Below are 22,662 nucleotides of genomic sequence, written 5' to 3'. Positions count from 1 at the left end.
ACCCTCTCACTACTGTTGACAAGTTGATTCTGCTCTGGCGCCACACCCAGGACAGCTTGGTAACCGGGCTGATGAAGCCCAAGGAGCCGAAGCCAGGCAGGTTCACTTATATGTTCTTCCCTCCGCACTGGCTGAGTCCAGAGGACTTGCGGCGGCTGAACGGGGAAGGCTCTGCTGTACCCAAGATACCGGTGTCGGTAGACGCCGACGTCGTACCAATGCTCGAGCCGATAGTTGACCTACTGAAAACCGGTAATGCGTTTCCTCGCGCAGATGGAGTAGCATCCAAAGATGCAGTTGATGCTCGGGCCCAAGCCCCCACGTACATATTCAAGAAGGCAGGGGACTACTGGACAATCGTATACGAAGGCAAGGAGACACATCTGAATGACTGCAAAGGGTTACAGTACCTGGCTTTTCTGCTGCAGAACCCCAAACGAGCGTATCTCGCATTGCAGCTGGTAATGTATGTCAATGGCAACATTCCCGAGCCTGACCCCCAATACTCGTCGATGAGCAGAGAGGAACTTGAAAGCGAGGGTCTGGACTCCATCGGTTTGCATGAAGACGACGTAGAGAATGCGCGCAGTAGCGTATCTCATGCCATCAACCGCGTGCTGAAGAAACTGCGGAGATCAGATCCGGCCTGCTATGGCCACTTCCGCGCCTCAATTACCTCCGGGAAGCAAATCTCCTACCGTCCTACCACTCCCATTCACTGGGAATTCTGAGGAAAAGTTTCCGCACTGCCGTCTGTGAAGCCGTTCTTCACAGTGTGACGCCCATTCTCACACCTAGATTATGGAAGCCAGCGACCCGGCGGTAGGGTGCTACGGGCCAATCTCGGGGCTTCCCTATCTTGGCGTGAACAAGGCGGGGGATTTCGGAGTGGGTGACGGGCAGCACAAGAAGCTCAAGATCGTCAGCAAGACATCGGAAGTGCCGATGTCGGCGTGTGACGTCCGAAAGATGGAGGCGATTCTCGCGCGGGTTGTCGCTCGCGCCTTCGCCGCCGATCACCCGGAGTTGTTCCCTCACATGGCACGCATGAATGGAGACGAAGCGGATGTCAAGTGAGCATGAGTACGCGAGCATACCCGAAGAACTCAAGGCACGGCCCCAGTGGGTCTGCTACCGAATCGAGCAGCGTAACGGGAAGCCGACGAAGGTACCGTACCAAGCAGGGCGGAGGCGCGCAAAGAGCAACGATCCATCCACGTGGCACTCATTTCCGGATGTGGTCGAAGCGGCGGGCAAGCGTGGCAATAGATTCGACGGCGTTGGCTTCATGCTCTCAGAGGCCGATCCTTACGTCTTCATCGACCTCGACCACGTGGTGAGTGATGGTGTGATCGAAGACTGGGGGGAGAAGCTTATCGCGAAAGCCGACTCCTACAGCGAGTTCAGCCGGTCAGGTAGTGGCATCCACATCATGGTGCGGGCCAGAAAGCCAGGAGGGAGATGCCGGACACACGAGTTCCCGAAGTTCGAAATCTATGAGAATGCGCGTCTGGTCGTCTTCACAGGCAAGCTCTGCCCAGGATCCTCCCAAGAGATCAAAGAAGCCCAGTCAGTGGTGAATGAGATCTACTGGCAAGTCTTCGGACATGATCTGCCCGCCCAGCCTTCAGATCAACTCGCGGGGGCTCGGCGCGCTGCCGACTTGTCTGATTGCGAACTGATCCAGAAGGCCATGTCATCATCGAACGGTGACAAGTTTGGACGGCTCTGGAATGGAGATACCAGCGACTACGGCGGGGATCACAGCGTAGCCGATATGGCCTTGTGCTGCATGCTGTCCTTCTGGACGGGGCATAGCGGTGTTAGGATTGATAAGGTTTTTCGGCAATCGGGACTCATGCGTGATAAGTGGGATGAGAAGCACGGCGACAAGACCTACGGAGAGATGACAGTGGAAGCGGCGATTAGGGAAACGTCAGAGGCCTACCACGGCTCATCGGAAAGGATGGCGAGACGTATGCCGAAGAAGAACGAACAGGAGGGCGCGCGTGACCGGATAGCGCAGGCCAAGACGGTAGGAACCGCAGCGGCAGTGTTTGCAGTTGTGGACAGTCTCGCGTTGCTGGACATTGGCGAGTACGCAGACACGGTCAGGCAACTAAAGGAAGCCATCCCGCAACTCGATATGCGGGAACTGAAGGGGGCCGTGACCAAGGCGCGCAGATCGCAGCGCCCAGGTGCAACCTCTGGTTTGCCCGAGCTATTCGTGGGTAATCGTCAGCTTAGGGAAATGGGAGATGAGGCGATCAGACTGCTGGAAGCGTCGAACGTGCCGCCAGTACTGTTTGTCCGATCAGGCCTGCTGTGTCGGATGGTAGAGGATGAGCAGGGGCGACCAGCCATCGGCCTGGTGACGGAAGATATCATCCTCGCACGCTTGGCGAAGGTTTGTGATATCGTGGTTGAGGCCGAAGCAGGTCGGAGAAACGCCCTGCCACACAAAAGCCTGGCATCCTACATCCTGTCCGAGGCCAACTGGCCGTTTCCCGCGCTTGAAGCCATAACTCGTTCGCCTACAGTGAGACCTGACGGCAGCATAGCACAGCTACCCGGTTATGACCCCGTCACTAAGCTGTTCTATCAACAGGCATCCGGATCAGTTGTTCCCAACGTTGCCGAGAACCCAACCCCGGCGGAACGCAGCTCCGCGATAGCATTAATAGACGAACTGCTGCACGACTTTCCGTTCGATTGTCAGGCCAGCAAGGCCAATGCGATAGCGCTGCTGCTCTCCCCGATACTGCAACCTGCAATTGCAGATCTTATACCGCTTGCCCTGATCGATGCTCCGGCCGCCGGAACTGGCAAGAGCCTGCTTGCACTAGTAGCCGGCATCATCAGCAGCGGAGCGATACCTGATTTCACCGGGGCACCAACGAAGGAGGACGAGTGGCCAAAGAAGATCACCGCGATTCTGTCAGCCGGGCCATCGCTCGTCGTCATCGACAACGTGAAGTGCACTTTGAAGAGCGGCGACCTCGCAAGGCTACTGACCTCAAGGACCTGGAAGGAGCGTATCTTCGGAAAGAACACTGAAACCGTCGTGCTGCCCAACCGTGCAACATGGATCGCTACGGGAAACAACATTCAACTCGGCGGCGATATCCCGCGAAGGTGCGTATGGATCCGGATAGACGCCGGGGTAGCCAAGCCACACGAGCGAGACAGTTTCCTGCACCCATGCCTCGAGCAGTGGGTGACGGAGAACAGGGGGCGACTGCTCAGCGCGCTGCTGACGTTGTGCCGGTCCTGGTATGCGGCAGGTCGTCCGGAGTATCCGACTCGCGCTTTCGGATCCTTTGGGGAATGGACCCGAACCGTTGGTGGCGTATTGGCCCACGCAGGCATCAAAGGCTTTCTGCAGAATAGAGACCAGCTCTGGGAGCAGTCGGATACGGAGTCAACCGAGTGGGAAGCATTCCTCGCCAACTGGTTGGACGTTTACGGGTCACAGCCGATTACGCCCAAGGAGCTAGTGAGCGATATCGAAGCTGAGCGTCCTGTTGCAGAATCGGTTCCGGTCTCGATTGCCGATGCCGTGCACGGCAAAGGCGACCGGTGGAGCAGAATCGGATATCAGTTCAAGGCTCGGCTGGGACGACGATACGGCCCACGAGGGCTCAGACTGGAAAAGGGCCCGCAGAGGAGGAATGGCAATACATGGCTGGTAGCAGTAGATGATCATTGCGGCGGGACTAGCACCAACTCACGGCACCTCCGACCACAGGATCCAGACTCTGATAGCGCAGATGTGGAGGGTTGTGGACGGTAATGTACCCTAAGCGCGGAAACCGAGACAGATATGTCTTCTAAGCCGAAGAGACAATATCCTGTACCGCGGACCGGGCGTCACTATCCCTCCAAACCGTCAACCATCAACCGGTGTGGCTGCTGCCAGGCGTGATGTCGGAGACATTCTGAATGAGCTATTGACAGCATAGCAGTATGCTGGTATAATCGGGAAGGAGGTGGATCATCATGGTCAGACTGACGATCAGGTTGCCTGACGAATTGCATGAGAAACTGCGCTGGAAGTGCTTCCGGGAGCGGAGAAGCCAGCAGGTGGTACTCCTAGAGATACTTGATCAGGCTCTTGCCGATGTGCAAGTACCGGAGGAGAAAGAGAAATGAGCGCCCTACTCGACCTCGTAATCACACAGCCTGAGTTGGCCGGATCGGCATCGGACAAGCAGATCAAGGCATACGCGTGGGCACGCGTGTCAACGGACATGCAGGAGGAGAAGGGATTGTCTCTCCCGGAGCAGTTGCGGGAGATCGAAGCATACGCTGGGACGAACGGGATCGAGATCGTGCAGACGTTCTCGGAGGCAGCCAGTGCCTTTCAGAAGAAGTCCAAGCGTGTGGAATTCGAGCGCATGCTGGAATCGGCTCGCGGCAATCCAGAGATATCGGCGATTCTCGTGCACGATCTCTCCAGGTTCTCCCGCGACAGCCTTGAGGCGCAGATACTCCTTCAGGACCTGACACGTGCCGGTATCAAGGTGATATCGGTCACCGACCCGGACATAGACCCCGAATCTGTGGCAGGAACCTACATGAAGCACATCCTACTGGCGAAGAACGAGGCGTACAGTCGGGAGATCGCGTTCCATACGAAGAAGGGATGCCGATCCAACGTTCAGACACGCGACCCGGAGACAGGCTGGTGCTACAAGAATGGCGGACAACCGATTTGGGGATATCGAGCCGAGAGATTGATCCGGGGAGAGGTCAAGAAAGGAAGACCGCTCGTCAAGAGCATCTGGGTTCCTGACGACCGCATCGTTTCGGGCAAGCCCGTGTCGGAATGGGCGAGATACTGTCTTGTGGAATTGGCCGGCAAAGGCGCTTCCTTGGACGAACTCAGGGATTTCTGCAACGGGCGTGGCATTTCAGCCCCGAGACAACAGTATTGGGGACATACGACGTGGAACAGCCTGCTTCACCCCCACTGCCTGCTTCAGTACGCGGGATACGGCGTTTGGAACGTTCGCGGCAAGAATCAGCGGTACAACCCCGCATCAGAATGGGTGGTAGTTCCGAATGCTCACCAGGCGCTCATCAGTGAAGACGAGGCCAAGATGATCGTTGAAGCCCGGAGCGGCAGCAAGCGGAGGTGCTTCGACTCAGGCTACGGGAGAAGCAAGGACTCGCCTTACCTCTTGAGCGGCGGGTTGTTCACGTGTGGCAGATGTGGAAGCAACCTCCTAGGAATGCGCAAGACGGCTAGCGCAAGCTACTACATCTGTGGAAGCCAGCCGCATCGCAAGGGTCTGGGCTGCGGAACGGCTGTGTACGTCCCGCAGTGTGAGGTCGAATCGGAAGTTCTTGCCGGGATGGCTGAACTGCTCGATGTGTGCAGCGATGTGAAAGGTTTCGCGCGAGAGGTCAATGCAGAGCTTCGGCGGATGTGGGAGACCGAAGAGGGCCATGATCCGACGATCCCACACAGGCTTGGCGAGATTGACGCTAAGATCGCGAACATCAGGAAGGCTGTCGAGACCGGTATGCCGGACGCTCAGTGGGCGTTTTCGAGAATGGAAGAACTGATAGCGGAACGGGAGTCTCTGTCGAGCCAAGTCAGGACGATTGCGGAAGCGCCCCAGATCGACGCGAGGACTGCGCTGGCCTATCGATCAAAGGCGGACAAGATAATGGAAACTGGGACTTTGACGGACAAGAAGCAGTTGGTGAGGTCGTGCGTAGACCAGATAAAGCTGGCTCCGGATACCTTGGAAGTCGAAATCAACTACAAGATACCCGAAGCCATTGGTGAATGTAGTGGGAGCGGGGGTTGGATTTGAACCAACGACCTTCGGGTTATGAGCCCGACGAGCTACCGGACTGCTCCACCCCGCAGTATCGGAGGTATTATACCACGCGATACCGCCGCTGTAAAGGCCCGCGCGCAACATATTTGCTCGTGCCTGCCGACACGGCCCGGCCGATCTACTCGACGGGCACCTCGATGAGCATCGTGCGCTGCTTGGTCTCGAGCCTGAGATAGAGAGTGTCGCCCGATTTCACATCCTTCACGGCCGCGTTGAAATCGGCGACGGTTTCTATTGGCCTGCTGTTGACCGCTCGAATAACCGATCCGGCCTGCAGGCCCGCGCGCGCCACCCGGCTTGTCGGGTTGACCTTCGTGATAACGACGCCGGTCACAGTCGAGTCGAGGCCGTGTTTGCCCGCCAGATCAGGCGTCAACTGCTCCACGCTGAAGCCGAGTTTGCCGGTGACCTCCTCCGCCGGCTTCTCGGACACCAGACCCGGCGCCTCGGCAAGCGTCGCCTTCAACGTCACGCGCTTCTTGTCGCGCACGACCACGATGTCCACGGTCTTGCCCGGCACGCTCGTCGCCACCAGGTCGCGGAACTGGATCTCATTCTCCACGGCCTTGCCGTCGAACTCAACGATCACGTCCTCGACCTGCATCCCGGCCTTGTCGGCGGCCGTGTCCACGTCCACCGTGAGCACCAGCACTCCCTTCTTTACCCCGTAGCGCTCGGCGCTCTTCGGAGTGAGGTCCGTCGGAGCGACCCCAAGGAACCCCCGGCTGACCTTGCCGTGCTCGATGAGCCGGTCCATGACGAACTTGGCGGTGTTCACCGGTATGGCGAACCCGATGCCGATGTTGCCGCCCGCCGATGAGCGGATCAGTGTGTTTATGCCGATGACCTCACCCTCGATATTGATGAGCGGCCCCCCGCTGTTGCCCGGGTTGATAGACGCGTCGGTCTGGATGAGGTTCGGGTAGTAGCGGCCTTCCGTGCCGTCGGACACGGCGGCGTGACGGCCCTTCGCGCTGACGACGCCGACCGTGACGGTCTGGTCGTATCCGAACGGGCTGCCCATCGCGATCGCCCACGACCCGACTTTCACGCCGTCCGAATCGCCGAGTTTCGCCGCGGGCAGACCGCTCGCGTCGATCTTGATGATCGCCAGGTCGCCCCGGGGATCCCTCGAGACGGTGCCCTTGAACTCCCGGCCGTCCTTCAGCGTCACGGTCACAGTGTCCGCACCGCCGACTACGTGATCGTTCGTGAGGATATATCCGTCGGCCCGCACGATCACGCCCGAACCGAAACTCGGCACGCTCCGGCTCTCGGGAGCATTCTCGGGCGCCGGGATGTTGAACGGAAAGTTCTTGAAGAAGTCCTCGTCGAAGAAGGGCGAGTTGGTCGAACCGGTCACGGTTCGCTCGCTGGTGATGCTGACGACGGAAGGAAGCACCTCATCTGCGATCGAACTGAACGCATCCTCCAGGCCGTGGAGGACCGCTCTCTGCGATCCGGCCGGGGATGCATCAGCCGCGTAGGCGCGCCTGCTCATAATGTTCGCCGACAGGGAGACTGCGAGCACGGCGCACAGCGCGACTATGATCAGCGTTCCCGGTCTTCGCGATCCGATCAGTTGTCGAATGTTCAACGTCAACCTCCATGATGAGTTGGAATTGGGTGTTCAGCTAACGGCTTGCGCCGCCTAAGGCGTGTATCCGGACAGGACCAGCCCGCCGACGCGAGACCCGTAGGTGTATCTCGTGTCCCGCGCGGGATTCCATCTGTCCGAGCTCTCTTGATATACCGCCGCCGGTGTGACCGCCGCAGCGGGGGTCGCGGTCCCGACGAAGAAGGGCCGCTCCTCAGCAAATGTCTGGAAGGTAGCCGAAGATATCGGTACTCCGCCGAAACCCGGGACCTCGCCCGCGTCGCCCCCCCGGATCATGAGCAGGCCGGCGATAACGGCCACAGCCGCCATGCTGAAGCGCACGCCGGCCGGGAACGCGTGGAAGTAATCCCTGACTGCGGCCGTCATCCGCACGTAGAACGGGACATGCACCTCGACCAGCCTGCCGCAGATCCTGGCCGCCAGGTCTTCCGCGGGGCGCGGAGGACACAGCTTCCCGAACGCCCTCTTCATCGAGAGCAGCGCTTCGTGCTCGGCGGCGCATTCCGGGCAACCCGCGAGATGATGCCGGATCGCCAGCATCTCATGGCCGGCGATTTCCCCGTCAACATAAGCGGAAATCAGACTCTGTACCTTCTGGCAGTTCATTTTCGCATCCCCCTGACCGAGACCCGGATCCTTGTCGCGCCGCGCAGCTTCGACTGGGCGGGCAAGCGACATGATCCTACTCGAAATACGGCTTCAGCTTTTCTCTGAGCAGCTTCCTGCCGCGATGCAGCCTGGAACGAACCGTGCCGATCGAGCAGCCCATTATCTCGCTGATCTCCTCGTAAGAGAGGCCTTCGATATCGCAGAGGATGACGGCAAGCCTGAAATCCTCCGGTATCGTGCTCAGCGCGGCCTGCATCTTGGCATCGAGTTCGCCGGAAAGAGCTATCGCTTCGGGCCCTTCGGCGCGGTCCGGCACCTCGAGGGTGACTTCACCCTCGTCCTGTCGGATCGGCTCGTCGAGCGACCGGATGTAAGCCTTCGGTCTCCGCCGCAGCCAGTCAACGAAGATGTTCGACATGATCCGGTACAGCCAGTTCTCGAAGGGCATCGAGCGGTTGTAGTTGCCGAAGAACCTGTACGCCTTCAGAAACGTGTCCTGCGTCAGGTCGTCGGCGTCGGCGCTGTTGCCGGTCATCCGGTATGCGACGTTGTACGCGTGCTTGTGGTATCTCTGCACGAGCTCGTCAAACACCTTTCTGTCTTCGTTCTGAGCGGCCGCAACCGCCGAATCGCTCAGTTCCATGCTCTTTCCTCGCCGTTTCATATATACGGGCCTCGGCCCCGCAAAGTTCCGGTCGGAAGGGATTTCTGATACTGGTAATTGTACCTGAAAATCCCCATATTTGCAAGCTGTCACAAGCAGCCGGGCGCTCCATGCCGGAGGGTATCGCCCCTTCTGTTTGACTCCGGTCTCCGCGCAAAAGTATAATCAGTCCGTCCGTTCAGTCCCGCCTGTATTTGGGCATTTCGGAGCGAATCCTTTGAGCAGCAGCCGGAACGAGCCTTTTCGCCCGCGTCTCTCCATCGTGATCCCCGCATACAACGAGGAGGCGCGGCTCTCGGATTCGCTGGATCGGATCGCCGAGTACGTCGCCGGGCGGGATTATACCTGCGAGGCGATCTTATCCGACGACGGCAGCACCGACGCGACTCTCGCAATCGCGGAGGACTTTGCCGGGCGCCACCCGTGGCTGAGACCGCTTCACAACCCCGACAACCTCGGGAAGGGCTCTGCCGTGAGACTCGGCGTGCTGGACTCCTCGGGCGACTACGTCCTCATGTGCGACGCGGACCTCGCGACCCCAATCGAGGAACTGGACGGCTTTTGGAAGCACCTCGAGAGCGGGGCGGACATAGCGATCGCCTCGAGGCCGCTCAGGGAATCGCACCTGGTGCGCCGCCAGCCGATCTATCGTGAAGTAGCGGGCCGGCTCTTCAATCTCGCCGTGCGGGTTGCCGCCGTCCCGGGCATTCATGACACGCAGTGCGGCTTCAAGCTCTTCAGGGGCGAGGCGGCGCGGCGTCTTTTCGGGCTGAGCAGGCGCGACGGCTTCGATTTCGACATCGAGATTCTCTACCTTGCGCGACGGCTCGGATACCGGATCGCCGAAGTGCCCGTGCGCTGGTATCACCGCGAAGGCTCGAAGGTGAGCATGCTGCGCGACGGCCTCCGGATGCTGGCGGGCCTCGTGCGGATACGCCTGATGCACGCCCGGGTCGAGAAAACGGTTCGCAATGCAGAAGAGTGAGTTCGACAAGATGCGGTCGCTGGTCGGCACGCACTGGTGGTTCGCGGGACGGAAGCACCTCCTCCGCGTCCTGCTCGGCCGCCGGATCGAGCCGGACGCCCTGATACTCGACGCGGGATGCGGAACCGGCCTCGCGGAGGAGGTGCTTTCGCCGATGGGCACGGTGATCGGTCTCGACATCGCCGCCGAGGCGGTCGCGGGACGGTCGTGCGAATCCGCCGAGCAGCTCTGCCTCGCGTCGGTCAACCCCTCGCCCTTCCGCGGCGAAACCTTCGACCTGGTGGTCGCGCTCGACATCATCGAGCACATCGAGGACGACGAGGGCGCGATGCGGGAGTTCCACCGCATCACGAAGCCCGGCGGCAGGCTGGTCGTCACCGTTCCCGCCTACGAATGGCTGCGCAGCCCTCACGACGACGCCCTCGGGCACTATCGGCGCTACGGCGCGCCCCGGCTCCGGCGACTGATGCGCGATGCCGATTTTCGTCCGACGCGGATCACATACGCCGTCGCGGCCCCGCTTCCGGCTGCGGTCGTGTTCCGACTGGTCCGGAGGCTACTCGGCGGAGGATCGGGGAGCGACATGTTCGAGGTGCCCGGACCGCTCAACCGCGCGCTGACGGCGCTGATGAGGGCGGAGGCGGGCCTCCTGAAGCACATGAACCTCCCCTTCGGCCTCTCCGTGGTCGGAGTGGGGATTCGGGAATAGGGATTCGAGGCCGCCGCGCGGAACCGGCGTTCGGCCCTCGTCGCTCACAATGGACGCACACGCCATAACATCTTCAGACGGCTTTCGCGCGGCGGGGCTCGTCGCGCTCGGGGTCATCACCTACGCCTGGGGAATCGAGCCGTACCGCATCCAGGTCGTGAGACCCACCGTCGAGATACCCGACCTTCCCGAGCCTCTCGACGGTCTGACCATCTGCCACCTCTCGGACCTGCACGTCGGCGCGTTCCGACGCCTGGAGAAGGCGCTCTACCGCAAGCTCTGCGGACTCGAGGTTGACCTCTGCCTTATCAGCGGCGACCTTCTGCACAACGCCTCGGGGTTCGATCCGCTCGCAAGAACCCTGTCGGGCCTCGTGACGCGGCACGGCATCTACGCGGTGCCGGGAAACGCCGAGCACGACCCCTGGGCGGCAGGGCTTCCGGTGGCCGAGCGCCTGGAAGAGCGGGGCATCCGCGCGCTCGTCAATCGAGCGGAGACGATAACCGTCAGGGGCGTCGAGATCGCGATCGCAGGCGTTGACGACCCTTACCTCGGCCTCGACGACCCCGAGAAGGCGCTTGCCGGCACCGCCTCCGCCGGCCTGCGCGTGCTCCTCGCCCACTCGCCGGACATCGCGAAGGACCTCGGCGCGGAAGTGCCGGACCTGATACTCTGCGGGCACACGCACGGCGGGCAGATCCGCCTGCCCTTCACCGGGGCGCTCTGGCTCCACAGCAGGCATTCCGGGCTGGCGATCTCAGACGGCCTGTACGGGCCTGACACGCTCTCCGCTGTCGCCGGGCGCGACCTGGGCGACCTGCGCATGTACGTGTCGCGGGGACTCGGCGGAAGCGGGATTCGCGCGCGATTCATGTGCCGGCCCGAGGTCACCGTGATAACTTTGCGAAACAATGCAACTTCCGGCGGTGCAACTGCGTCAAAGTAAGTGAGCGATTCAGGGAGGGATGCTTACCGACAATAACCCGGATGGAAAGGTGGTGACGATGTTGCAGGACTGTGTGCGAGTGGACCTGGTGTTCCCGCGGAGCGGGCAGGTGCTGCATATCTATGTACCCGATTCGCACCTCGAGACCGTATCAAACCGCAATTATCAAACTCTATTATCCTTACTTGGCAAGAGCGCTCTGAGAACGTACATGGAGCACCTGCGCTTCATGCACAGACTTCCGGTGTGACTGTTGCCTCCTCCGGACGAGCCGGCCAGCGCAGGCCGGCTCGTTCTGTTTCTACCCGACCCTCTCATGTTTGACAAACCCCGCCGCCCTTCGTATAATCCCACAGAGTAGGGTCGTCTCGGCCGCCTCACCCGCCGGGACGGAATACGAAAACGGAGGTCGGACTGTGAAGAGATTTCTGCTTGCCGCACTTGCCGCCGGGATTCTGCTGGCTCCCATGCCTCGCGCACAAGCTCAGTACGGCGACGAGGCCCCCGCCAAGTTGTCATTCAAGGTGGGGCTCTACACACCTTCGGGAGCGGACTTCGGCGGGAAGCTGGAGGACTACTGGCGCTCCCTGGGCCTCGAATACGCGCTCGATCTCGATGAACTCGATCGGCCGACCACCTCCGTCGGCGCGTTTTTGACCAACGGCGACAACGACCTGGTTCGGGCGAGCATGGTCGGCGTGCAGTACGAGAAGCGGTGGTACGGCAACCAGGAAAACGTCTCGTCTCCCTACGTGGCCGCGGGGTTGGGCTACAACTTCCTCAGCTCGAAGGCGAGGGATTTCATATGGGAGCCCTGGGTTTCCAGAAAAGGCTCGAACCCCGGGATCACCGTGGCGGCCGGCTATCAGTTCAAGGACTCGTTCTACGGTGAGCTGCGATACTACTATTCAGGCGAGCTTGACAACGGCGTTGACTTCAGCGGGATAGGACTGAGCGCGGGCGTACGCCTTCAGTTCTAGCGCGCCGCCCCGTCAGACCGGCTCCTCGGCGAGTCCCACCGCCAGCATCGCCAGCGTCCGGACGCCCACGCCGGTCGCCCCCGCCGAGCGGTACGACGTCGCCTTGGGAGAGTCCGCCGGACCGGCGATATCCATGTGGACCCACGGCGTGTCGCCTGCGAACTCCTTCAGGAAGAGGCCGCCGGTGATCGCCCCGCCCCACCGCTCTCCGCAGTTCTTCAGGTCGGCGTACTCGCTCTTGAGCTGCTCCATGTAGTCGGGCGGCAGCGGGAGTTCCCACACTCTCTCCCCGGCCGCGGCGGCGGCCCGTTCAACCGAGCTGACGAGCACGGGATCGCTGCCCATGATCCCCGTGTAGTCGTGGCCGAGAGCCACCACGCACGCCCCGGTCAGGGTCGCGACGTCCACCATGAAGTCCACCCCGAGGTCCTTCGCGTACGCCATCGCGTCGGAGAGTATCATGCGCCCCTCGGCGTCCGTCGTAATGATCTCTACGGTCTTGCCTGCCTTCGTGCGAATGATGTCGCCCGGCCTGTACGCGGATCCGCTCGGCATGTTCTCGGCGGCCGGCACGATGCCGATCACGTTGATCGCCGGTTTCAGTTCCGCGATGGCGCGCATCGCCTGGATGACCGCCGCGCCGCCGCTCATGTCGAACTTCATGTCGGGCATCCCGTCGCTCGGCTTGATCGAAATGCCGCCGCTGTCGAAGGTGAGTCCCTTGCCGATCAATCCCAGGGTCTTCGAGGCGCCTTCCGACCGGTATCTCATCACCATGATCCGCGGGGCCTGAACGCTTCCGGACGCCACCGCCAGGAGCGCCCCCATGCCCTGCGCCTTCATCCAATCCCCGTCATATGACCCGAACTCGAGGCCGAAACGCTCCGCCGTCTCCCTCGCCCGATCCGACAGCGTCTCGGGATTCATCACGCACGACGGCTCGTTGCCGAGAGTGCGGGCGTCGTTCGTCGCGCGGCCGAGGATGACGCCGGTGCGGACGCCCGACTCGAAGAGCGTGACCCTGTCCGCCTCGCGCTCCACGATGGTCAGCGTCTCCAGCGGGGCCGAGTCCTTCTCCGCCTTGTAGAGATCCGGGTCGTAGTCGGCGATGATGCTCGCCTCCGCGACGGCCTGCGCCGCTTCCCGGGGAGGAAGCCCGCCTATCCCCGCGCCGTGCACGATGGTGGTGACCTGTCTGAACGACTTCTTGCGAAGGAACCTCACCGCACTGCCCGCGGCCTGTCGAACGGCGAGGAGATCGAAGTCCCCGCTCTTCCCCAGGCCGACCACGAGCACCCGCTTCGGCGCGATCTTGCCGTGCGTGTGGATCAGCGTCGTCTCATTGAGCTTGCCCTTGATCTCCCCGCTCGCGATGAGTTGGGAGATGAGCCCCCCGAGCGCGGAGTCCACCGCGCCGGTGGCCCCGCCCGGCGTCGAGACGCCCTCGAACAGATTGACGATGAGCACATCGCCCGGCACGTTCGTGATCTCACCATGCGCTACGAGTATCTCCAAGACGTTCCTCCTCGGTTCAGATCGGGCGTTCTGTTACTTCAGCCCGCAGAGTTTCACCAACAACATCTCGAGGCTCAGGCGGTTCGATGCGGCCTCCGCGCCCAGGCCCTTGATCGCAAGCTCGCAGTCGAGCACCGCCCTGAGAGACTGCACCAGTTGCGCGGAAGTGAAACAGCCTGTCTGCGGGGCGAGCTTGCGCAACTGCCACTCCGAGAGCGACAGCACACTCTGATCCTTAGGCAGCAGGTCGCGGATCTCCTCCGGGGCGGATTCATGTGAGCGGACGCCGGCCTCCTTCATAAACCGCATCTGGTAGAGCAGGCGGAAGTTCCTGGCCAGCAGTGCGAGGATGCGCAGAACCTCACCTTCGGGCTTCGGGCTGGCGGCCAGCGTCTCGTCGAGCAGCCGCATCGCCTCCCCGGCCTGTTTGCCGCCGATGGCGTCGATCAGCGCGAAGACCCTGTCCTCGGGCGACAGGGTGGCGACCGACTGGACGTCCGCCATCGTGATCTCTTCCCGATCGCCGACGTATGCCGCAAGCTTCTCGATCTCCCGCTCCAAGAGCGCCGCACTGCCCTCCACGGCGCGAGATATCGCCGCCGCCGCCCCGGGATTCAGCGTCTTGCCCAGCTTCCTCGCGGTGGCTGTCGCGACGGACTGCATCTCGTTGGACCTGAGCTTGGCGAAGCTCACCAGGGTCCCGTGAGCCTTGACCGCCTTCTGCAGCGCGGTGCTCAGACCCTTCTTCTCGCGTCTGCCCTTCTGCTCATCCTCGTCGTCCTCCTCGGAGGGCTTCGAGTTGGACTGTTTCGAGGCGGAGGCCGCGTTCTCGCCGGCCAGGAGGATCAGGCAGCTGAGCGCCGGCAGCTTCGGGATGAAGGCCGCGATCGCCTCCTGATCGTCCTGCGGCAGGCGCTCCACCCGCTCCACGACCACAACCTTGCGCTCGGACATGAACGGCGCGGTGGAGACTGCGGACAGGACGGCCTCGGCGGACGAAGAGTCACCGTCTACGGTCTCGAGGTCGAACCCTTCGGATGCCGGTGCGACCAACGTGCCTGTCAGATCGGCGACGGCGCTGCGCCGGCGAACGTCCGACTCGCCGGTGAAGAGGTAGACTCTCGATATCGAAGCCGCGTCGGGGCGGGCGTCTTTCTTAGCAGGCAATCGTCTCTCCTCGATCGTTGAGCATCTTGCGCCTGGAAGCCTGGCGAGCGCCGCGAAGCAGGTCGCGGAGCAGCGCGGAGGTGTCGGCTACCCGCTGCCGGGTCAGAGTCCGGCCGGCGTACCGGGCCTCGACGAAATCAGACGTGACCGCCTCCGCCGCGGGAAGGAGATCGGAGCAGTTCGGCCGCAGGACCGCCTCGATTCCGCGCAGGTACTCGATCGGAGTCGTCGAAGGGTGCCTGGGATGCCCGAGCCGCGCGAACGCGTCGCACATTCGCCGGAAGTTCTCCCCGGCGCGGCCGACGGCTGACGCCGATGCCCTCGCGCCTCTCCGGCGCAGAAGCCTGTCTAGCAGCTCGACTTTCATGAGGTATCCGACCAGGGCAAACAGCGCTGCAAACAACCAGAAAGAGTTGCCCCTGGACCCGATTCCGGCGACGATCTGCTTCCACGCGCCTCTCACGCGGTCGGCGATGCTCAGGCCGCGCTCCTGCGGCGCGGGGTCGAACGAGACCCACCCGTGGCCGGGGAAGAATGCCTCCACCCAGGCGTGCTTGTCCTTCTGCAGTACGTGGTAGATGGGCCTGTCGTCTTCCCTCTTGCCCTGCGCATATCCTACGGCGACACGGCAGGGCACCCCGGCCATGCGGCACATCACCGCCATCGAACTTGCGAAGATGTCGCAGTAGCCCCGGCGCGACTTGAGCAGGAAGTGCACGACGGCGTCCTCGTCGAACGGCGCGGCCGGCGCGGTGAGGTCATACGTGTAGTTCGACTCCAGGTAGTTCTGCACCGCCATGACCTTGTCATAGGACGTCGGAAGCGCCTTGACCAACTCGTCCACGGCGGCCTGCAGCTGCATGCAGGAGTCGGGGACCTGCAGGTACATCTCCTCGATATCCGCGGGGTAGAGCGTCGAGGCCTGCCTCAGGTCGCGTGGAGTCGCGGAACTCACCAGCGAGCTTACGGCGTAGACGCCCCCCACGCCGTACGGGAGTCGAAGGCTCACCCGCCCGTTCGAACTCAGGAGCATCTGCGGCCCGCGAAACGCCACCACTTCCGGCTCCGCCGCCGCGTAGACGCTGGAGATCCGGCCGCCGGTTATGCGGAACATCTGATCGACGCGCCGAACCTTCGCCCGCGCCCGCGATTCCGGGTCCAACGGCACTGTGAAGGACGAAGGGTAAGACGGGAAGCGAGGCGACCCCGTCCCGGTGCGCCCGCCTCCGGGCGAGTAGGACAGCTCGGGCTGGTCGCCGGGCCGGAGAGTGCTCATCCATCCGCGGCCGGTGTACCGGTCGTAGACCTGCGACCGCCAAAGCAGGCCCTCCCTGCACATCACCATCATGACCTCTCGCTCGCCCAGGACCGAGGGGCCGGTCGCCACCTCCATGAAATCGCTGTCCGCGAAGGGCTCCTGGGTGGTGCGCGCGTTCCGGGCGATGAGCGACGGGCCGGCGGCCCGCTCCAGCGTCGTCTGAAGCGCCCATCCCAGCACCGCGCCGACGATCAGCGCCTGTACGGTGATGCCGACCGCCAGTTTCAGGTTGCCCTTCACGCGCCGCTGTTCGTCCGGGGCGGCGTGGCTCAGGGCGTTCTGCTGGACGAGAATGAAGCACCCGAAACACAGGTACATGATGAAGTACACGAGCGGCTGGCCGCTCGGATCGAACGTGGACATCAGGCCGATCAGGCTGAGAGGCGGAACGCATATGAACAGCACCGCCCTGTCGGACCGCAGGTTGAAGCTGTACACGATCATCAGCCATACCAGCATCGCCGCGAGCACGAGGTCCGGCGACGTGAGGGTCTGGATCGGCAGGACGATGTACCTGAATGAGGGGTCGGCGAAGATGAGAACCGTGCCGGCCGTCAGCAGCAGGAGAAGAGCGGCCTCGGCGAACGCGCGGCGCAGCCTGCCGAGCCGAACCGCAAGGCTTGCCGCAAAGCCCAATAGAAGGCTGACCATCGCGAGAAGAGTGAACGCCGCGTCGCCGACCGCGCGCCCCATGACCAGCACCCCCGTGGATGCCGCGCCCAGGCCGGCCGCATAGAGCGAGACCCTCGCGTATGTTGTGGATTCCGGCAGTTCGCTATGCTGCATATCTGTAAGTTACCTTCGCGTCGGGACTCTCCGGCGAACAGGCCACCACAATCACCGATGCCCCCGCCGCGGCCAGCTCCGCCACCCGGCCGTCCAGTCCGCGCGGCCGGTCCGGCATCATGTAGACCAACAACACCGTCATTCGCACGTGCCGCGCCCTGAAGCCGCCGGCGCACTCCGCAAGGCGGTCGTCTATCTCCGGAGTGACGCACAGAATCACCGAGTTCTGCGATATGACGTCCGCGTGCCGCATGAGAACGTCCGAGAGGGCCTCTTCCCGGTCTGCCTCGACCAGCGCGAGCGCCTGCAGTACGGCGTAGTACTGGTCCTGGCCCTTCCCGGCCGCGGCGGCGGGGCCTTCGATGCCCGCGCCGATCAGCCGGACGGCGCTTCCGCCTGTCACGGCGTCCTGGGCGATGCCGGCCGCCAGCCGGACCCCGTGCTCCAGGGAGGAATACCGCCCGCGCCCCAGCTCTGTGCCCTTCTTCAGCTCGACGGCGATCACCGTATCCTGCGCGAGGCTGTGCTCGAACTCGATCACGTTCAGCCGACCGTGCCTGGCGGTGGACTTCCAGTAGACCCGCCGGAGTTCATCACCCGGCTGGTACTCCCGCACTCCGTGGAAGTCAATGCCGCTGCCGCTCGCCCCTGAGCCTTCGAACTGGTAGTCGCCGTACTCCCCGCCGGCCGCGGACCGAATCTCGTCGAGGCGCACCGGAGTCGGGAACGCCAGGATCCGCGACTGGAGCGGGTACCCGGCGCCGAAGTCGAAAAGGCCGAGCGGGTCAGTGGCCCGCACCCGAACAGGGCCTATCAGGTGCTCTCCGCGTTTGGTCGGCACGACGCCGTACGAGAACGCGACGCCGTCGGCGCTCGCCCGGACGGCCGCCGCCGCTCCGACGACTCCTACTTCGAGCGTGTCACCCGAAGAGCCGGGCGCGCCGCCCTCGGCGGGAGCCAGCCACTCCGAGAGGGTGTCCTCGACGCGTATCGGGCCCAGCAGCCGCGAATGCCCGCGGATTCGGAGCGACAGGCGCAGCAGTTCGCCCTCGGACGCATATTCCGGCGCCTGTCTAGAACAGCTCAGGCTTCGGAGCGCGTACCGCCCGAGCAGATAGGAGATGAACGGGATCGCGGCGAGCGCGGCCGACATCACGTACAACTGGCGCATCCTCAGCGCGAGGGACACCGCCAGCAGGAACAGCGACGCCATCAGGATTGTGAGCAGCTTCGTGTGCGTCATGGCAGGTCGAACGCCGGGCATCGGCGGCGGACGGCAGTCACCGCCCCGGCGGCGCTACGCGACGGGGACGGGCACCGTCGAGAGAATCTCCGCCACCACGTCTTCCGGGACGATCTTGCGCATTCTGGCCTCGGGCTTCAGGATGATGCGGTGCGCGAGCACGGGGCCGGAGAGCGTCTTCACATCGTCCGGCAGGACGTATTCCCGGCCGGATATCAAGGCCAGCGAGCGCGACAACTGAGAAAGATTGATCGAGCCTCTCGGGCTGGCTCCGAGGGCGATGCTGGGATGATTGCGCGTGGCCGCGACCACCGCCACGATGTAGTCGCGCAGGGAGGTCTCCAGGAAGACGTCTTTGACGGCGCTCTGCAGTGTCAGCACCTCTTCCGCGGACAGGACTTGGCGCATGTTCGAGAGGGGCTGCCCCGGCACGTGCTTGTCGAGGATGAGCGACTCCTGGGCCGTGTCCGGGTAGCCGACGGAGAGCCGGACCATGAACCGGTCGAGTTGTCCTTCCGGGAGCGGATACGTGCCCTGGTACTCGATGTTGTTCTCGGTGGCGATGACGAAGAAAGGCGACGGGAGCGGGTGCGTCGTCCCGTCCACCGTGACCTGCCTCTCCTCCATGCACTCGAGCAGGCTCGACTGCGTCTTGGGGGTCGCGCGGTTGATCTCATCCGCTAGGACGAACTGCGCGAAGACCGGCCCCGGGCGGAACTCGAACTCGGAGGTCTTCTGGTTGAAGATGGACGTGCCGGTGATGTCCGCCGGAAGTAGGTCCGGGGTGAACTGGATGCGCTTGAACGAGCATCCCAGCGCCCGCGCCAGCGCCTTGGCGAGGGTGGTCTTCCCGACGCCCGGAACGTCCTCGATCAGTATGTGCCCGTTGCAGAGGACACTCGCCAGCACCAGCCGCACCATGTCGCGCTTGCCGATGATGACATTCTCGATCTCGTCCAGGACCAGATTCGCCTTCTGTTCGATTTCCTTGTTGAGAACACTTGTCATAGCCTGCACCATTATACCCGAAAATCGGCGGAGGCGGCTTCCGCCGTCACCCCGCCGAGCAGCCGCTCTCAGTTCTTATGACTATTCCCCGCCGGCCCCGGTTCCACCTTCCGAGCGTCAGGCAGGACATCGCGCCCGCTGACGGGAACTGAACGGGGAGGCCCCGCCCATGACAGCCGGCAACAAAGAACTGAGTTGGTCGCTCACGAAGGCGCGGACGTTCGAGGAGTGTCCCCGGCGCTACTACTACCACTACTACCTCTCTCGCGCGGGCAACGTATTCGATGCGCCCGATGAGGCCCGACTCGCATTGGAAATGAAGGGCATCCAGTCGCTCGACATGTGGGCCGGCGAAGTGGTCCACTCGACCATTCAGTGGACTCTCGAGGCGATCAGGGGCGGAGGGACGCCCTCCGCCGAGGAAGCCCGCGCCGAAGCGAAACGGAGGCTGAGCAGAGGCTGGCGCGGTTCGGCCGGCAAGCTCTGGAAGACCGAGCCGAAAGGCGGCCACGCCAACCTCTTCGAGCACTACTACGGCATGGCCGTCGGTGACAAGGCCGTCGAGCGGGTGAAGGACAAGACTTACGTCAGCGTCCGCAGCTTCATGGAGTCGGACATCCTGCGCGAGATCGCCGGCGCCCCGGCCGACCGTTGGCTTCCCATCGAGAAGTACGCCTCGTTCCGGATGGACGGCCTGCTCGTCTACGTGAAGTTCGATTTCGCGCTCCGCGACGGGGCTCAGCTTACCGTCTACGACTGGAAGACCGGCAAGCCGACGGCCCAGGAACTCCTCCAGCTGACCGTCTACGCGATGTATGCTTCCGACAAGTGGGGCGTGCCGATCGAGAACACGAAGGTCTGCGCGGTGCATCTTCATCCGGAACTGGACCCCCGGGAGCATCTGATCGGCGTCCCGGAGATGGACGAGGTGCGCGAGCACCTCAAGCAGAGCTTCAAGGGCATGGTGAGCCATCTCCGCAACCCCTCGCGCGACATCGCCGCGATGGACGACTTCCCGATGACCGGCAACCTCGCGCGCTGCCCGAGGTGCAACTTCAAGGGGATCTGCCCGCAGTCGAAAATCGCCGAGGGCCGGCTCGACGACGAAGACGTCCCGATCCCGGACGACTGGGAGCTGTAGGCCCTTACGCCAGGACCTCCTCCGCGCAGGTCGCCGGAAGCCCGAACTGGTCCGTTAGCTCCCTGAGGATGACCTTGCCGCCGACCACATTCAGGCCTTCCCGAAGGGCGGGATCGGCTCTGAAAGCCCCCGGGAAGCCTTCGTTCGCCAGCCGGAGGACGTACGGCAGGGTCTCGTTCGTCAGCGCGTAGGTGGAGGTCACCGGCACCGCCCCCGGCATGTTCGCAACCGCGTAGTGCACCACGCCCTCCACGATGTACGTCGGCTCGCTGTGAGTCGTCGGGCGGATCGTCTCGATGCAGCCGCCCTGATCCACCGCAACGTCAACGATGACCGCGCCCGGCTTCATCAGCTTCAGCATCTCCTGGGTAACCAGCACGGGCGCGCGAGCGCCTTTCAGAAGGACGGCCCCGATCAGCAGGTCGGCCTCACGGATCCTGTCGCAGATCGAGTAGCTGTCGGAGAACAGCGTCGTCACGTTCTTCGGCATCACGTCGTCCAGATACCGCAGGCGTTCCAGGTTCACGTCCATGATGGTGACGTTCGCGCCCATCCCGGCGGCGATCTTGGCGGCGTTCGCCCCGACGACTCCCCCTCCGAGTATCAGCACGTTCGCCGGGGAAACGCCCGGGACTCCCGCCAGCAGGATTCCCCTGCCCCGCATCGGCCGCTCCAGGTACTCCGCGCCCTCCTGAACGGCCATCCGCCCCGCGACCTCGCTCATCGGGGTCAGAAGCGGCAGAGACCCGTCGGCCAGTTGGATCGTCTCGTAGGCGACGCAGATGCCCCCGGCCTCGATCATCGCTCGGGTCAGTTGCTCGCTCGCGGCGAAGTGGAAGAAGGTGAACACCATCTGCCCGCGCCTGATGAGCGGGTACTCCGGGGGAAGCGGCTCCTTCACCTTGACGATCATATCTGAGCGCGAGTAGACCTCTTCCGCGCCCCCGACGATCTCCGCGCCGGCGTGTCGGTATTCCTCGTCGGAGATTCCCGTGCCGACTCCCGCCGACCTCTCGATCAGAACGGTGTGCCCCGCCTTCGCGAGCAGTTCGACTCCCGCCGGGACCAGCCCTACCCGGTACTCGTTGTCCTTTATCTCTCTCGGCGTCCCGACTATCATCGTGAGAACCTCTCTGAACCTTCTGCCGCAAGACGGACGGCCCCCGTCACCCCGGCCTGATCCCCCAGCGCGGCCGGGACGACCTCCACATCGTCCGCGAGTTGACTCATCGCCCGTTCGCGCACCGTCTTCCTGACCTGGTCGAGCAGGAGATCGCCCGACCCGGTGACGACTCCCCCGCCGAGGATGATCCTGCGCGGGTTGAGTATGTTCACCACGTTCGCCGCGCCCAGGCCGAGGTACTCGCCGGTCTCGGCCAATATCTTCAGGGCAAGCGAGTCCCCCTCACGCGCCGCCTGCCACACGTGCTCGGCGGTGACCGCTCCGACGCTCCCGGCGAGGTCCGCGATCAAGCTCCGGACCCCTCCTTCGAGGCGCTCGCGCGCCCGGCGGGCGATGGACGTGCCCGACGCGAGCGACTCGAGGCACCCGCGCCTCCCGCAGAGACACGAGGGGCCGTCCGGGAGTATGACCTGGTGGCCGAACTCGCCGGCGTTCCCGCAGCCTCGGTAGACCTCGCCCTCGATGACGATCCCGCCGCCGATGCCCGTCCCCACGTTGAAATAGGCGAAATGGTCCACCCCGACCCCTGCCCCTTCGCGAGCCTCACCCAGCGCCGCCAGCGTGACGTCGTTGTCCAGCATGACCGGCGCCTGAAAAGCGTCCTCGAAGTACCCGCCTAGCGGGAAGTCGTCCCAGCCCGGCAGGTTCGGGGCCGTCAGGATGACGCCCCGCTTCCGGTCGAGCGGCCCCCCGCACCCGACGCCGATCGCGCTCACGGACGGCGTCCCGGTCTCGCGCATCAGGTCGCGGAGGGCGGATTCGATGGAGGACAGGACGGCGCGCGGGCCGTCCTCCCGATGAGTCGCGATCCTCCGCCGGGCGAGGATGCGCGCGGCGTCATCCGCAAGCGCGGCGATGGTCTTGGTCCCGCCGATATCTATCCCGAGAACCGCCATCCCCACTCCCACTCCCAATCGTACTCGTACTCCTACTCGTAC

20 protein-coding genes and 1 tRNA gene are annotated in these 22,662 nt (G+C 63.4%); 10 read left to right on the top strand and 11 right to left on the bottom strand.

Annotation, left to right across the window (positions count from 1 at the left end):
- The 5 genes from KBC96_11785 to KBC96_11765 all read left to right on the top strand — a co-directional run.
- Nucleotides 1–731, top strand: a 731-nt coding sequence (locus KBC96_11785; protein MBP6965076.1) for a hypothetical protein, incomplete at its 5' end; no start/stop codon positions are given.
- 70 nt (nt 732–801) lie between these two features.
- Nucleotides 802–1,077 (top strand): hypothetical protein, encoded by a 276-nt coding sequence (locus KBC96_11780; GenBank protein MBP6965075.1) that lies wholly within the window; start codon nt 802–804, stop codon nt 1,075–1,077.
- A complete protein-coding gene (locus KBC96_11775) occupies nt 1,067–3,793 on the top strand; it encodes a hypothetical protein (GenBank protein MBP6965074.1) in 2,727 nt (908 codons plus the stop codon). The genes KBC96_11780 and KBC96_11775 overlap by 11 nt, the downstream gene beginning before the upstream one ends.
- Before the next feature lie 206 nt (nt 3,794–3,999).
- Nucleotides 4,000–4,152 (top strand): Arc family DNA-binding protein, encoded by a 153-nt coding sequence (locus KBC96_11770; protein MBP6965073.1) that lies wholly within the window; start codon nt 4,000–4,002, stop codon nt 4,150–4,152.
- Nucleotides 4,149–5,825 carry a recombinase family protein gene (locus KBC96_11765; protein MBP6965072.1) on the top strand — a complete coding sequence of 559 codons (1,677 nt, stop codon included), beginning with the start codon at nt 4,149–4,151 and terminating at the stop codon, nt 5,823–5,825. The genes KBC96_11770 and KBC96_11765 overlap by 4 nt, the downstream gene beginning before the upstream one ends.
- Here KBC96_11765 and KBC96_11760 read toward each other — a convergent pair.
- The 4 genes from KBC96_11760 to KBC96_11745 form a co-directional block, all read right to left on the bottom strand.
- Nucleotides 5,804–5,880 (bottom strand) — tRNA-Met (locus KBC96_11760). The two genes, KBC96_11765 and KBC96_11760, sit on opposite strands and share 22 nt — an antisense overlap.
- A 90-nt stretch (nt 5,881–5,970) precedes the next feature.
- Nucleotides 5,971–7,449 carry a Do family serine endopeptidase gene (locus tag KBC96_11755; GenBank protein ID MBP6965071.1) on the bottom strand — a complete coding sequence of 493 codons (1,479 nt, stop codon included), beginning with the start codon at nt 7,447–7,449 and terminating at the stop codon, nt 5,971–5,973.
- A gap of 54 nt (nt 7,450–7,503) precedes the next feature.
- Nucleotides 7,504–8,076, bottom strand: a complete 573-nt coding sequence (locus KBC96_11750; protein ID MBP6965070.1) for a zf-HC2 domain-containing protein — start codon at nt 8,074–8,076, stop codon at nt 7,504–7,506.
- A 76-nt stretch (nt 8,077–8,152) separates the two neighbouring features.
- A complete protein-coding gene (locus tag KBC96_11745; protein MBP6965069.1) occupies nt 8,153–8,722 on the bottom strand; it encodes a sigma-70 family RNA polymerase sigma factor in 570 nt (189 codons plus the stop codon).
- Between the two features lie 238 nt (nt 8,723–8,960).
- On the opposite strand from KBC96_11745, the gene KBC96_11740 reads away from it, so the two are divergent.
- From KBC96_11740 to KBC96_11725, 4 genes are all read left to right on the top strand, one after another.
- Nucleotides 8,961–9,728 carry a glycosyltransferase family 2 protein gene (locus KBC96_11740; GenBank protein ID MBP6965068.1) on the top strand — a complete coding sequence of 256 codons (768 nt, stop codon included), beginning with the start codon at nt 8,961–8,963 and terminating at the stop codon, nt 9,726–9,728.
- The gene (locus KBC96_11735; protein MBP6965067.1) at nt 9,715–10,437 is read left to right on the top strand and encodes a class I SAM-dependent methyltransferase; all 723 of its coding nucleotides are present in this window, start codon (nt 9,715–9,717) and stop codon (nt 10,435–10,437) included. The genes KBC96_11740 and KBC96_11735 overlap by 14 nt, the downstream gene beginning before the upstream one ends.
- A gap of 49 nt (nt 10,438–10,486) precedes the next feature.
- Complete coding sequence (locus KBC96_11730; GenBank protein ID MBP6965066.1) at nt 10,487–11,383, top strand: metallophosphoesterase; 897 nt, start codon at nt 10,487–10,489, stop codon at nt 11,381–11,383.
- 416 nt (nt 11,384–11,799) lie between these two features.
- A complete protein-coding gene (locus tag KBC96_11725; protein MBP6965065.1) occupies nt 11,800–12,363 on the top strand; it encodes a hypothetical protein in 564 nt (187 codons plus the stop codon).
- 12 nt (nt 12,364–12,375) lie between these two features.
- Here the strand turns inward: KBC96_11725 and KBC96_11720 are convergent, their stop codons facing one another.
- The 5 genes from KBC96_11720 to KBC96_11700 are packed head-to-tail and all read right to left on the bottom strand — an operon-like array spanning nt 12,376 to nt 19,400.
- On the bottom strand, nt 12,376–13,878 hold the full coding sequence (locus KBC96_11720; GenBank protein ID MBP6965064.1) for a leucyl aminopeptidase: 1,503 nt from the start codon (nt 13,876–13,878) through the stop codon (nt 12,376–12,378).
- Between the two features lie 33 nt (nt 13,879–13,911).
- Entirely contained in the window at nt 13,912–15,045 is a 1,134-nt protein-coding gene (gene holA, locus KBC96_11715; protein ID MBP6965063.1) for a DNA polymerase III subunit delta, read from the bottom strand.
- Nucleotides 15,035–17,149 (bottom strand): transglutaminase domain-containing protein, encoded by a 2,115-nt coding sequence (locus tag KBC96_11710; GenBank protein MBP6965062.1) that lies wholly within the window; start codon nt 17,147–17,149, stop codon nt 15,035–15,037. The genes holA and KBC96_11710 overlap by 11 nt, the downstream gene beginning before the upstream one ends.
- Nucleotides 17,139–18,392, bottom strand: coding sequence for a DUF58 domain-containing protein (locus KBC96_11705; GenBank protein ID MBP6965061.1), 1,254 nt, complete (start codon nt 18,390–18,392; stop codon nt 17,139–17,141). The genes KBC96_11710 and KBC96_11705 overlap by 11 nt, the downstream gene beginning before the upstream one ends.
- 54 nt (nt 18,393–18,446) lie before the next feature.
- Nucleotides 18,447–19,400 carry a MoxR family ATPase gene (locus tag KBC96_11700; protein MBP6965060.1) on the bottom strand — a complete coding sequence of 318 codons (954 nt, stop codon included), beginning with the start codon at nt 19,398–19,400 and terminating at the stop codon, nt 18,447–18,449.
- 169 nt (nt 19,401–19,569) lie between these two features.
- On the opposite strand from KBC96_11700, the gene KBC96_11695 reads away from it, so the two are divergent.
- Complete coding sequence (locus KBC96_11695) at nt 19,570–20,541, top strand: PD-(D/E)XK nuclease family protein (protein MBP6965059.1); 972 nt, start codon at nt 19,570–19,572, stop codon at nt 20,539–20,541.
- Nucleotides 20,542–20,545: 4 nt separating this feature from the next.
- Here the strand turns inward: KBC96_11695 and ald are convergent, their stop codons facing one another.
- On the bottom strand, nt 20,546–21,661 hold the full coding sequence (gene ald, locus KBC96_11690) for an alanine dehydrogenase (GenBank protein MBP6965058.1): 1,116 nt from the start codon (nt 21,659–21,661) through the stop codon (nt 20,546–20,548).
- Entirely contained in the window at nt 21,658–22,638 is a 981-nt protein-coding gene (locus KBC96_11685; GenBank protein ID MBP6965057.1) for an ROK family protein, read from the bottom strand. Before KBC96_11685 ends, ald begins: the two co-directional genes overlap by 4 nt.
- Nucleotides 22,639–22,662 lie beyond the last annotated feature (24 nt).

This window comes from Armatimonadota bacterium (genome assembly GCA_017993055.1).
GTDB lineage: Bacteria > Armatimonadota > UBA5829 > DTJY01 > DTJY01 > JAGONM01.
This window is presented reverse-complemented; position numbering and strand designations above follow the sequence as displayed.